An 11007-nucleotide genomic window follows, 5' to 3' on the forward strand; every position below is an offset into this window, starting at 1 on the left:
CGGACGACTGCTTTGGGTCGCGGCCTGCCGAATAGGACTTCTGGCTCGATAGGGTGGGAAGCGGACGTTCGCACATTTATTTAACCGGCGACTTTAATGAGCCCAACTTCGCTCTGGAGCCCTCATTGAACGGTATCTCCAGCCGTCAAAGTACCAAATAGAATTCCATCAGTATTATTTTAATATTCTGAATAAACATCGCCCAACATTGTGCTGGCACAACGTCCCGCACTGCACGCATCGCTAAATCATCCTTGAACAGAGTTTAACCTCGAAAGGAAAAAGCGATGTTGACGCGTAGAGCCGCCTTGATTGGCGCCGCAGGCCTTGCAGCGACCCCCTTGGCCATCAAGGCCTCACAGGGCGAAGAGATCATGGACACGTCGATGGCTCCGCCGGCGGATTTGTCCTCCCTCAAGCGCATCAAGCACAAGCTGGTAAAGCCACCGTTCGTACATACGCATGAGCAGATAGCACCTGCCGAACCGCGTATCGTCGAGTTCGAGATGCAGATCGTCGAGAAAGAAATGCAGATCGCCGATGACGCATATCTGCAAGCGATGACTTTCAACGGGTCAGTTCCCGGCCCGCTGATGGTGGTGCACGAGGGCGATTACGTCGAGCTCACGATGTACAACAGCCCGAACAATACGATGCAACATAACATCGACTTCCACTCGGCAACCGGTGCGCTGGGTGGCGGATCGCTGACGTTGGTCAATCCGGGCGAAAAGACAATACTGCGCTGGAAAGCGACGCGGCCAGGCACCTTCGTTTATCACTGCGCGCCGGGCGGCCCGATGATCCCGTGGCACGTCGTCTCCGGTATGTCGGGCGCCGTCATGGTGCTGCCGCGCAAGGGCTTGTCGGATCACAATGGCAAGCCGGTCAGCTACGACCGCGTCTACTATATCGGCGAGAACGACTTCTACGTCCCGAAGGATGAGAACGGCGAATACAAGCGCTTTGCGGATGTTGGTGACAGTTATTCAGACACACTTGAAGTGATGAACGGCCTGATCCCGAGCCACGTCGTGTTCAATGGCAAGGTTGGAGCCCTCACAGGCGATAACGCTTTGACAGCGAAGCAGGGCGAACGGGTGCTGTTCGTCCATAGTCAGGCCAACCGCGACAGCCGTCCACACTTGATCGGCGGACATGGCGATCTGGTTTGGGAGCACGGCAAGTTCAACAATACTCCCGACCGGGATCTCGAAACCTGGTTCATCCGGGGTGGTTCGGCGGGTGCTGCGCTCTACGAATTCCTGCAGCCGGGCGTCTATGCCTACGTGAACCACAACCTGATCGAGGCTGTGAACCTTGGTGCAACCGCCCACGTGCTTGTCGAAGGCAAGTGGAGCAATGATCTGATGGAACAGGTTGTCGCTCCGACGGAATACAATGCCGCTCATGAAGGCAAAACAGCGCTGCCCTGAGTGCGATCAATTGCAAGTCTAAACCGAGGGGCAGCTGGAAACGGCTGCCCCTTTTTATCTTGTCGAGGGATATGGAAATGCGCTCCCTGACTGTACCGCTCTCCGCTCTTGTTCTGACCGCATCCGTTGCCGCAATTATCGGCTGGAACATTTCAGCGCCCGCGATCACCGATTTGCCCGAGACCGTCGTGGTCAAGCCGGGTCCATACACGTATCGGCCCGCCGGGAATTATCGCTATTACGGTAAGCTTGTTGAGGCACCCCTGGAACAGCACGACGCAGAAACGCCTCTTGAGATCATGAAGTTTCAGGTCAGCCGCGCCGAGTATGCTGCCTGTGTCACGGACGGTGCCTGCAAGGCGTCAGAAGTTTCCCAGGGCGGCAGCCCTAAAAGTGCCGAAATGCCTCAAACCGAAGTCAACTGGTATGACGCGACGGCGTATGCCGCCTGGTTCTCGCGCCAGACGGGCTTGGACTGGCGTCTTCCCGATGACAGGGAGTGGCAGCGCGCCGCAGCCGAGCGCTTTGTTGAAGAGGCCATTGTCGAAGAAGCAAAAGATGACCCGGCGCAGAGATGGCTGGAGGCCTATGCCCGCAATGTTGCAGCCCGTGAAGGTGCCGACACGGAACTCCAGCCACGAGGGGCATTTGGCGAGAATTCTCACGGCCTGTCCGACCTTGCAGGTAATGTCTGGGAGTGGACCAATACCTGTGTGGCCAATACGGACCTCACTGCTGATGGCGTGAAACCTCTCGTACAACAGGAATATTGCGGGGCTCATATCGCCGAAGGAAAGCACCGCGCGATCGTTATCGATCTGGTTCGTAATCCGAAAGTCGGCGGCTGTGCCGCCGGCTTGCCGGCCGATTACGTTGGCTTTCGATTGGTCCTGGTCAGATAGGGGCCGATTTTCAGCGAGAAAATCGTAAAGCCCGCAATCCAGAGAGCGGCCGCCATCCAAAGACCGGAAACGCCACCGACAAATGCCTCCGGAAAGCATACCCGGACGAATGCTGCGACGAAGATCATGCCGGCCGCCACACTCAGGAGGGGCCCAGCCTCCAGCTTGTGACCGGTATGCCCGAGAGAAGCCCGGATCATGACTGCCATTGTCATCCCTCCGATCGCACCGATGCCAAGCAGATGTGCGCCGGCGGCCGGGGATACCCAGCCAATTGAAGCTGCACCTGTGGCGGCGAGCCCGAGCGGAATAAAGGCATAGGCAACATGCAGCATCAGTAGAAGAGGCGATCTCCAGGTCCTTACGCCCTGCCATCGGCTCAAGCGAAGGCCCTGCAGTCCGGCAGCACCGAGCATGGTCCAGCCGGTGATCGGCTCATATGGGAAGAATGACCAGCCTAGAAGCACCCCGCCGCCGGTAAGCAGACAGATTGCGTCGAACCGACTCATGGCAACCGGAAGCTTTTCACTGTTCTGCTTTACCAGCCAGTTCCGGGTGAAGCTTGGAATGATCCGGCCACCAATCAGCATGATCAGAAAGACGATAACGCCGGCTCCCAAGCGTCGACCGATGTCAGAGACCCCGGTCAGATGAACTTCCAGATGAAAGGTGAGGTTGGCCGCCAGCAAGAGCATCACAGGCACGACGACCATGAGGTTGCGCCAGTTCCGGCCGGCCACGATTTCCACGACGATCGTGGCGACGATGGCAACAAGGAACGACAGATCGGCAAGCATGACCCCGACCTGTCCAACTCCCAGGACCCCGCTTACGGCGACGCGGCCGGCAAGCCACAGGATAACTAGGACGATCAATGGCCAGCCATGCTTCGGAGCGCGTCCCGTCCAGTTCGGAATCGCCGTAAACAGGAACCCGGCGATGACCGCCGAGGCGTATCCGAACAGCATTTCGTGGATATGCCAGTCGGTCGGGGTAAACGGCCCCGAGAGCTCGAGCGATCCGTCCAGGAGCAGCATCCAGCAAAAGATCGCAACGCCCGCATAGACAGTTGCGGACAGGAAAAACGGCCTGAATCCGTAGCTGAAGATCGCCAGTTCTCGGTGGGGCATCCTTTGTTCGTCGGTCATATCAATGCGTCCGCGCTGAAAAAAACAAAAGGGCGATGCACATACGCGGCATCGCCCCTTCGGTGTCGGTCTGTCTGAAGTGTGGGTTACTTGACCTGACTGAAGGCGGCATCAAACCGTTTTTTGGCCTTGCCTCTTTGCTTCACTGCGCGCGCTTCATCAAGATTGGTGGCCCTGCCAACCTGGATCAGGGCAACCATCCCCATCCCGATGTGAGGCGTGCATTTGAGTCCGTAAAGCCCTTCAGTGTCGACGACGAGATCGAAATCCTTGTTCATCTTGCTCTTGAACTTTTTCACCCCGTCCGGGAGCATTCCCTTTATTGATTCGACGTTATGACCCTTGTCGGTCGCAACGAAGCGGATCGTGTCGCCCGGTTGAGCGGCAACAAAGTCAGGTTCGAAAACCATGGAGCCGGCCTCGCCCTTGTTGAGCATCTTGACTTCATAGGTTTCGGCCAAAGCGGAACCGGCCATCATGGTAAGAGCGGCAAACGCCATCACTGTTTTGCTGAGCATCGAAAATTCCGTTCTTTGTTTTCGGTATTTTTGCCTGACAGCGTTATGCTTCAGTGCCGTCTAAAGCTCTTTGTGCTGCAACAAACTTCGGAACGGGTTGTGAATAAAATCGACGAAAGCCTTCTTATCGGGCTTCCACCGTTCCGGCGCCTTGAGCGCAAGCAGATCCGAGAAATTCTTGATCAAGCCGTCTCCAAGCTGATTGAAGAGGGGACGACCGTGTTTTCCGAAGGTATGCAGGCCGAACGGTTCTACCTGCTGCTGGACGGCTATATCCGGGTCGTTAAATCAACAGCTGGAGGAGAGCACATCATCGCGATGCATATCGCTCCCGGGCAGCTGTTTGGCATCGCACCGGCCCTGGGGCGCGATACCTATCCCGCAACGGCAATTGCCGCGGCAGAAACAATTGCCCTGTCATGGCCCGTTCGGCTCTGGGGAGACTTCACATCAAAGTATGACGGGTTCGCGACCGAAACCTACAAGGTCGTCGGCGAGCGGATGGAAGAACTGCATTCCCAATTGATGGAACTGGCGACCCAGGCCGTCGAACAACGTCTGGCTTCGGCGCTCCTGAGAATGGTCAACCAGTCCGGCCGAAAGGTTGAAAACGGGATTGAGATTGCGTTCCCGATTACCCGTCAGAACATCTCGGAAATGACCGGGACAACACTCCACACCGTCAGCCGGTTGCTCAGTGCCTGGCAGAAACAGGGCATCCTGGAAAGCACGCGGCGCCATATTGTCGTGACGGAGCCGCATCGCCTGGTGTTGCTGAGCGGCGCCGCAAGCTAGTCCTGGTTTCAGTGAAAAACACAAAGAATGAGTGGGCTATAGGCCCGCTGCTTGACGCAGTTCCGCCCGAAACGCGTCTTCATCCAGTTTGTATTCCGCACAGGCGTCGATAACCGTGTGGAAGGGCGCAATTGGGCAGCCGTAGCACAACATCCGGTGCCTTATGAATACCGCCGGCGTCCCGGGCCATTCCTTGAACAGCGTGGTCAGCGGCAAGTCTGGATCGTTGATATCCGGCGGTCTCATGGCGTTATTGTCCCTGCAATTCGAAGCTCCCACAGCTCGAGGCGGTCATATGGTCAAGGCTCAAGGCCATTGATCCTGTGTGACCTCGTTGTTGCACGGCAAATCGTTGAGTTCTTTGCGCTGCGACAACATTGCCCAACCCGGACCCCGGTATTTCTGCTCAATCCGCAATAACGAGCAGGTCCGGCACAATGTCAGAGATCCTTACAAAATCGCGGGCCAGGAACATTTTTTATGGAGGATCTCTGTTCTTCATAGTCGTGTTCGTGGCCATGACGATCCACAGTCACCGCTATGTCGTCGAGAAATCAACGGCAGGCATGCCGCTGACCGACGCAGTCAAACTCGGCAAAGAAGTCTGGGAGCGGCACAGCTGCATCAACTGTCACACGCTGCATGGCGAAGGCGCGTATTTCGCGCCGGAAGTCGGCAACGTGATGACCCGCTGGGGCGTTCTCGACGATCCCGAAGGGGCGTTCGAGATTCTTGATGCGTGGATGAAGGCGCAGCCTTCCGGGACGCCTGGCCGCCGACAGATGCCGCACTTTGAAATCAATGAGGAAGAAATGCGCGGGCTCGCCGACTTCCTGCGTTGGGCCGATCAGACGGACACCCAGAACTGGCCGCCGAATGACGCGGGTTAAGGGAGAAAAATCATGAAATACAAATCCCAAAAAGTGGCCTACGCCTATTTCATTGTAGCGATGGGGCTGTTTGCCATTCAGGTGCTGGGCGGCTTGCTGGCCGGCTGGATATATGTCGCTCCGAACACATTGTCCGAGCTCCTGCCGTTCAACATCATTCGCATGATCCACACCAACGCGCTGATCGTCTGGCTGCTGCTGGGCTTTTTCGGAGCCGCCTATTATCTCGTTCCGGAAGAAAGCGAGCGGGAAATCTACTCGGTCAAGCTCGCCTATCTGCAGCTGATCATTCTCGTTGTCGGCACGCTTGGCGCGGTCGCGAGCTATCTCGTCGGTATTCATGGCGGACGCGAGTTCCTTGAACAACCGCTCTGGGTCAAGTTCGGCATTCTGGTGGCGGCGGTGATCTTCCTCGTCAACATCTCGCTGACCGTGCTGGCGGGCCGCCGGACGGCGATTACCAATGTCCTTCTGACCGGGCTTTGGCTGCTGTCCCTGTTGTGGATCTTCGCTTTCATCAACCCCTCGAACCTTAGCCTCGACAAGATGTACTGGTGGTTCATCGTCCATCTCTGGGTCGAAGGCACGTGGGAGCTGGTGATGGCGTCGATCCTCGCCTTCCTGATGCTCAAACTGACCGGAATCGATCGTGAAGTGATCGAGAAATGGCTCTATGTCATTGTCGCCACGGCATTGTTCTCCGGTATTCTCGGCACTGGTCACCATTTCTACTGGATCGGCCTGCCCGAGTACTGGCAGTGGGTTGGCTCGATCTTCTCGACGCTTGAGGTGATCCCGTTCTTTGCCATGATGAGTTTCGCGTTCATCATGGTCTGGAAAGGCCGACGCAACCATCCGAACAAGGCTGCACTTCTGTGGTCTCTCGGTTCAGCGACGGTGGCCTTCTTCGGCGCCGGCGTCTGGGGCTTCCTGCACACGCTGCACGGAGTGAACTACTACACCCACGGCACGCAGGTGACGGCGGCTCACGGGCATCTTGCCTTCTATGGGGCCTATGTCGCCCTGAACCTTGCAATGTTTACCTATGCCATGCCTGTGTTGCGGGGCCGCTCGCCCTACAATCAGGTGCTGAACATGTGCAGTTTCTGGCTGATGACAGGCGGCATGGCCTTCATGACTTTCGTGCTGACCTTTGCCGGCACGATCCAGACGCATATGCAGCGGGTGGTCGGTGACTACTTCATGGATGTGCAGGACCAGCTCGAGATCTTCTACATCATGCGCTTCGGTGCCGGTGCTGCGGTTGTGCTGGGGGCGCTGCTGTTCATCTACAGCCAGCTTGTCCCGCAACGCGAAATCGTCGAGCCCGGTAATGACGCCGTAGTTCCCGAAAGCGGACAGGCATGAACGCGCACATGAGAAACGTGACGGGCACCCAGCCCGTTCCGTTCTACCGGCCGACCGGCAACGAATGCACGTTGTTCGAAACGGCCCACGCAAATGGTCTGCCCCTTCTTCTGAAGGGGCCGACCGGCTGCGGTAAAACCCGGTTTGTGGAGCATATGGCGGCAAGGCTCGGCCGTCCGCTCTACACTGTTGCCTGTCATGACGATCTTTCGGCTGCCGATCTGATCGGACGCTACCTGCTCCGTGGCGGCGAGACCGAATGGATTGACGGGCCGTTGACGCGGGCGGTGCGCGAGGGTGCAATCTGCTACCTCGATGAGATCGTCGAAGCGCGCAAGGATGTCACCGTGGTACTTCATCCGCTGACAGACAGCCGCCGCACGCTGATGATCGACCGCACCGGAGAAGAGCTGATCGCGCCGCCGGGCTTCATGCTGGTGGCGAGCTACAATCCCGGCTACCAGAACATCCTCAAGCGACTGAAGCCTTCGACACGCCAACGTTTTCTGTCGATCGGTTTCGATTTCCCCGATGCCGCCACCGAGATTGCCGTCGTGGCAAGCGAGAGCGGACTTGAAGAGAGCCGTGTCACCCCCCTGGTCCGGCTCGCAGGCCATATACGGGCGCTGTCCGGTATGGATCTGGAGGAAGGAGCTTCGACCCGGCTGCTGATCTACGCCGCGACATTGATTGCCGGCGGCATGCCGCTTGAGCGGGCGCTCGAGGCCGCAGTGATCGAGCCGCTGACCGACGAGCCCGATATCCAGCAGGCCCTGCGCGATCTGATCGCGGTGGTCTACGGCTGACCGGGGAGCACCGTGATGATCAACCCGCTGGACCTGATGGAGCCCGAAGAGGCGGTCGGCAATCTCTGGCATGGCTGGGCCAGCCGCATGGCTGCGCCGGAAGGCTATGAAGAGAGCGCCGTACCGCTTGAGGCCATGCGGGCATCGCTCGCGGTTCTGTTCCGTGCGTTGGGTGGTGACGGCGGCGTCGAAATCGGTGCGTCGCCCGCGACTGCGGCGCAGCACCGGCGGGGTGTCATGCGCACTATCGGCGACGGCCGGGAGTTCGAATATCTGGCCAGCTTCGATGGTGAGCGTCTGCGGCTGCCGCCGGTCATGGATGCGTTCCCGACCCCCGACCTCAATCGCGCCGCCTATCTGTGGCTTGCGGCAGTGGCCGCCAGCAGTGAAGGGCTGATCCCGCGCGAGCAGCCCGCAGATCCGCTTGCCCGGGATCTGACGCATCTTCTGGCGATGGAAGTTGCGACGGCGCGCACGCTTGCCGCCTGCCCGGGACTTGGCAACCCCTACAAGGCGCTGCGTCTGCACGTGCTCGACAAGCGCACCTCCCACACCTCGCAACGGTCTGAAAGCGCAATGGAGGAGCTGATATGCCGGTATCTTGGCAGTCATGCGCCGCTATCGGAATCTGCGTGCGAGCTGATCCGTCAGGCGCGAGCAGAAACAGCGAGAGTACCCCGGGGATATGCCTCCCCACACGAGGTGCCGATCTGGCTTCGCCTGGACCGCGCCGCACCAGGCAGCGCCGCAGAGGAGCAGGATCCGGGCACAGCCCCGCCGGGACTGGCGACGACCACGCGAAAGATCGGCAAGCGCGAGGAGCGCGAGCAGGCAGACCGCAAGGACAGTTTCATTATCCACCGCTTCGAGGCGATCCTGAGCTGGGTCGAGAGCATGAACCTCAATCGGTCGGTCGACGATGACGATCAGGACAATGCACAGAAAGCGGCGGAGGATCAGGATCACATCACCCTGTCGCAAAACAGCAAGCGTGCGGCGACACGGTTGCGCCTGCATCTCGATCTTGCACCGCAGGATGCCGATCACGAGCGCCTAGCCGATCAATACACCTACCCTGAATGGAACCACCGGGCGCGGGCTTACATGCCTGACCATTGCCGCGTTCTCGAATCCGAAGCGATTGCCGATCCGGTCCGGGGAACCAGCGTCGATCAGCGTCTGATCGCGCGTGTCCGGCGGCAGTTCGAAACCCTGCACCCGCGCCGGATCATGCGGCCGCGCCAGATCGAGGGCACCGAACTCGATCTCGATGCCTTGATCGCCGCCCAAGTCTCGTTGCGCGCGACAGGCTCCGGCAGCGACCGGATATATCAGAGCCTCCGCGTGACCGAACGCGATCTCTGCGTCGCCATACTCATGGATTGTTCGCGATCGACCGAAGCCGTTATCGGTGAGCGTTCAGTGATCGATACGGCGCGTGAGGCGCTGATGGCATTGGCGGGCGGCATTGATGCGGCAGGAGACCGTTTCGGGGTCTGGGGTTTCTCATCGCTCCGCCGCGACCGGGTGTTCCTGACCCGGTGCAAGAGTTTCGATGCGCCGATGTCCGCACATGTTACCGAACGGATCGGCAGCCTGCGGCCCGGCCATTACACCCGGCTCGGTGCAGCCATCCGCCATGTCACGGCGCACCTGGCGAAGGAGACCGCCGCGCGCAAGCTTCTGCTGGTGCTCACCGATGGCAAGCCGAACGATCTCGATCACTATGAAGGTGTGCACGGTATCGAAGACAGCCGCATGGCAGTGCATGATGCGCGCATGCAGGGGCAGTCGGTATACGGCATCGTCGTCGACGCCGACGGTCAGGACTGGTTCGCCCGGATCTTCAACCGCGCCGGCTTCACACTTCTGCCGGACCCTGCGCGCCTGATCCGCGCGCTCCCCGATATTTATCGCTCGCTGATACAGGAGACCTGACATGCGCCAGCTGATCATTCTTTGTGCTTTGACAATGCCGTTCCAGGCTCATGCGGCAAGCTTTCAACGCCCCATTCCAAACCCTCAAACAGCAACGGCGGAATTCTGGTTCCTGACGGCATCCGTCGGATTGCTGCTGGCCCTGGTGGCGGTGCAATGGCTTGTGAGGCGGCGATGAATACTGCGCCGGGATGGAAGCTGCTGGCGGGACTTTATCCGTTCGGTGCGGGCGCCGCTGCCGTCAATCTGTTCTTCGCATCACTGGTTTTTAGTTGGGTCGGATGGCGTGTGCTGACTCCGTATGAATCCATTGCCGGAGGGCTTGTACTGGGCATACCGGCCACATGGTTTTTCGCCGCCCACATCATAAGATTAATGACCAGCGCGGAGAAATCTCAGTGACTTGAGCCGTGTTATCGGCCGAAACCTAACTTGGACCACTCAACGACCGCTTTGGGTCGTTACCGGACATCCCTCGTTCTACAACGCTTCGCCTACCGGTTTTCTGCGAAGGCTTCGTCGGCATTCTCCGCATAGTTCGTTCGCGCGTACGCGCGCGCGTAACATCTCTACCTACGAGCCTCTCGATCCCTTCGATCCTGAATTGCGGGTCCTTCTGAGAGGTTTGGATCGGTATGCGGGGCGGCAGCAGGCGCTCAACCTGCGTGTCGAAGTCGTCCGTTGAGGTGAAGGTCTGGAAGGCCGCCTTGAACTCGCCATCGGGCTTCTCGAACCAGGTCCGGAAGAAGTCAAGAAGGCGTTCCCACTCCGCCTCGATCTTCCGCGTCTCCGGATCCCCGACGGGAGCCGAAGGTGGCGACGGATGGCGGAAGACAAAGACATCCGGCAGGTCGGCCGCCTGGCGCTTGGCGATCGCGCTCAGCACCTCGTAGGCTGTCCCGCTCGGATAGGGGGCGTCACCGTAGACACCTAATTTGAAGGCTTCAACAACCGTCTGTGCCGGAAGACTCATAATGCGTCCGGCGCGTTCACTTCGGGTCGAAAGGGAACATAGTTGGGTTTGAGCCCCAATGCTGACATTACGTTGACATGACAAAACGCCCTGCGGATTTCTCCGAGGGCCTTTATTCTAGTCGATTGATATTATGTATTGATTTGGTTGCGGGGGTAGGATTTGAACCTACGACCTTCAGGTTATGAGCCTGACGAGCTACCGGGCTGCTCCACCCCGCGCCATGGGTGTGA

General features: G+C 58.8%; 13 protein-coding genes and 1 tRNA gene. 9 read left to right on the plus strand and 5 right to left on the minus strand.

What is annotated here, in order from left to right; all coding sequences use genetic code 11:
• Nucleotides 1-287: 287 nt before the first annotated feature.
• Nucleotides 288-1436, plus strand: coding sequence for a copper-containing nitrite reductase (nirK, locus tag IG629_RS22290; protein ID WP_193174064.1), 1149 nt, complete (start codon nucleotides 288-290; stop codon nucleotides 1434-1436).
• Nucleotides 1437-1513: 77 nt separating this feature from the next.
• On the plus strand, nucleotides 1514-2338 hold the full coding sequence (locus IG629_RS22295; RefSeq protein ID WP_193174065.1) for an SUMF1/EgtB/PvdO family nonheme iron enzyme: 825 nt from the start codon (nucleotides 1514-1516) through the stop codon (nucleotides 2336-2338).
• Here IG629_RS22295 and IG629_RS22300 read toward each other — a convergent pair.
• Entirely contained in the window at nucleotides 2305-3486 is a 1182-nt protein-coding gene (locus IG629_RS22300; RefSeq protein WP_193174066.1) for an NnrS family protein, read from the minus strand. The genes IG629_RS22295 and IG629_RS22300 overlap by 34 nt on opposite strands.
• Nucleotides 3487-3572: 86 nt before the next feature.
• Nucleotides 3573-4004, minus strand: coding sequence for a pseudoazurin (locus IG629_RS22305; RefSeq protein WP_193174067.1), 432 nt, complete (start codon nucleotides 4002-4004; stop codon nucleotides 3573-3575).
• Between the two features lie 99 nt (nucleotides 4005-4103).
• Here IG629_RS22305 and IG629_RS22310 point away from each other — a divergent pair, with 99 nt between their 5' ends.
• Nucleotides 4104-4799, plus strand: coding sequence for a Crp/Fnr family transcriptional regulator (locus IG629_RS22310; RefSeq protein ID WP_193174068.1), 696 nt, complete (start codon nucleotides 4104-4106; stop codon nucleotides 4797-4799).
• A 36-nt stretch (nucleotides 4800-4835) separates the two neighbouring features.
• On the opposite strand, the gene IG629_RS22315 is transcribed toward IG629_RS22310, so the two are convergent.
• The gene (locus IG629_RS22315; RefSeq protein WP_028465059.1) at nucleotides 4836-5045 is read right to left on the minus strand and encodes a DUF1858 domain-containing protein; all 210 of its coding nucleotides are present in this window, start codon (nucleotides 5043-5045) and stop codon (nucleotides 4836-4838) included.
• 272 nt (nucleotides 5046-5317) lie between these two features.
• On the opposite strand from IG629_RS22315, the gene IG629_RS22320 reads away from it, so the two are divergent.
• Genes IG629_RS22320 through IG629_RS22345 form a run of 6 tightly spaced genes read left to right on the plus strand, consistent with a single transcriptional unit; the run spans nucleotide 5318 to nucleotide 10203 of the window.
• Nucleotides 5318-5689, plus strand: coding sequence for a c-type cytochrome (locus tag IG629_RS22320; RefSeq protein WP_319025153.1), 372 nt, complete (start codon nucleotides 5318-5320; stop codon nucleotides 5687-5689).
• 12 nt (nucleotides 5690-5701) lie between these two features.
• Complete coding sequence (locus IG629_RS22325) at nucleotides 5702-7057, plus strand: cbb3-type cytochrome c oxidase subunit I (RefSeq protein WP_193174070.1); 1356 nt, start codon at nucleotides 5702-5704, stop codon at nucleotides 7055-7057.
• 8 nt (nucleotides 7058-7065) lie between these two features.
• On the plus strand, nucleotides 7066-7863 hold the full coding sequence (locus IG629_RS22330) for a CbbQ/NirQ/NorQ/GpvN family protein (protein WP_226887025.1): 798 nt from the start codon (nucleotides 7066-7068) through the stop codon (nucleotides 7861-7863).
• Between the two features lie 15 nt (nucleotides 7864-7878).
• Nucleotides 7879-9801, plus strand: coding sequence for a nitric oxide reductase activation protein NorD (locus IG629_RS22335; protein ID WP_226887026.1), 1923 nt, complete (start codon nucleotides 7879-7881; stop codon nucleotides 9799-9801).
• Between the two features lies 1 nt (nucleotide 9802).
• Complete coding sequence (locus IG629_RS22340; protein ID WP_193174073.1) at nucleotides 9803-9979, plus strand: hypothetical protein; 177 nt, start codon at nucleotides 9803-9805, stop codon at nucleotides 9977-9979.
• The gene (locus IG629_RS22345; protein ID WP_193174074.1) at nucleotides 9976-10203 is read left to right on the plus strand and encodes an NnrT protein; all 228 of its coding nucleotides are present in this window, start codon (nucleotides 9976-9978) and stop codon (nucleotides 10201-10203) included. Before IG629_RS22340 ends, IG629_RS22345 begins: the two co-directional genes overlap by 4 nt.
• A 25-nt stretch (nucleotides 10204-10228) precedes the next feature.
• Here the strand turns inward: IG629_RS22345 and IG629_RS22350 are convergent, their stop codons facing one another.
• On the minus strand, nucleotides 10229-10774 hold the full coding sequence (locus tag IG629_RS22350) for a hypothetical protein (RefSeq protein WP_193174075.1): 546 nt from the start codon (nucleotides 10772-10774) through the stop codon (nucleotides 10229-10231).
• 144 nt (nucleotides 10775-10918) lie between these two features.
• Nucleotides 10919-10995 (minus strand) — tRNA-Met (locus IG629_RS22355).
• Nucleotides 10996-11007 lie beyond the last annotated feature (12 nt).

This window comes from Nisaea nitritireducens (assembly GCF_014904795.1).
In the GTDB taxonomy this organism is placed as follows: domain Bacteria; phylum Pseudomonadota; class Alphaproteobacteria; order Thalassobaculales; family Thalassobaculaceae; genus Nisaea; species Nisaea nitritireducens.

What these genes read in the sequence shown, in the direction of transcription:
- nirK (WP_193174064.1), top strand. Translation starts at nt 288, where the DNA reads ATGTTGACGCGTAGAGCCGCCTTGATTGGCGCCGCAGGCCTTGCAGCG.
- IG629_RS22295 (WP_193174065.1), top strand. Translation starts at nt 1,514, where the DNA reads ATGCGCTCCCTGACTGTACCGCTCTCCGCTCTTGTTCTGACCGCATCC.
- IG629_RS22300 (WP_193174066.1), bottom strand. Translation starts at nt 3,486, where the DNA reads ATGACCGACGAACAAAGGATGCCCCACCGAGAACTGGCGATCTTCAGC.
- IG629_RS22305 (WP_193174067.1), bottom strand. Translation starts at nt 4,004, where the DNA reads ATGCTCAGCAAAACAGTGATGGCGTTTGCCGCTCTTACCATGATGGCC.
- IG629_RS22315 (WP_028465059.1), bottom strand. Translation starts at nt 5,045, where the DNA reads ATGAGACCGCCGGATATCAACGATCCAGACTTGCCGCTGACCACGCTG.
- IG629_RS22320 (WP_319025153.1), top strand. Translation starts at nt 5,318, where the DNA reads ATGACGATCCACAGTCACCGCTATGTCGTCGAGAAATCAACGGCAGGC.
- IG629_RS22325 (WP_193174070.1), top strand. Translation starts at nt 5,702, where the DNA reads ATGAAATACAAATCCCAAAAAGTGGCCTACGCCTATTTCATTGTAGCG.
- IG629_RS22330 (WP_226887025.1), top strand. Translation starts at nt 7,066, where the DNA reads ATGAGAAACGTGACGGGCACCCAGCCCGTTCCGTTCTACCGGCCGACC.
- IG629_RS22335 (WP_226887026.1), top strand. Translation starts at nt 7,879, where the DNA reads ATGATCAACCCGCTGGACCTGATGGAGCCCGAAGAGGCGGTCGGCAAT.
- IG629_RS22340 (WP_193174073.1), top strand. Translation starts at nt 9,803, where the DNA reads ATGCGCCAGCTGATCATTCTTTGTGCTTTGACAATGCCGTTCCAGGCT.
- IG629_RS22345 (WP_193174074.1), top strand. Translation starts at nt 9,976, where the DNA reads ATGAATACTGCGCCGGGATGGAAGCTGCTGGCGGGACTTTATCCGTTC.
- IG629_RS22350 (WP_193174075.1), bottom strand. Translation starts at nt 10,774, where the DNA reads ATGAGTCTTCCGGCACAGACGGTTGTTGAAGCCTTCAAATTAGGTGTC.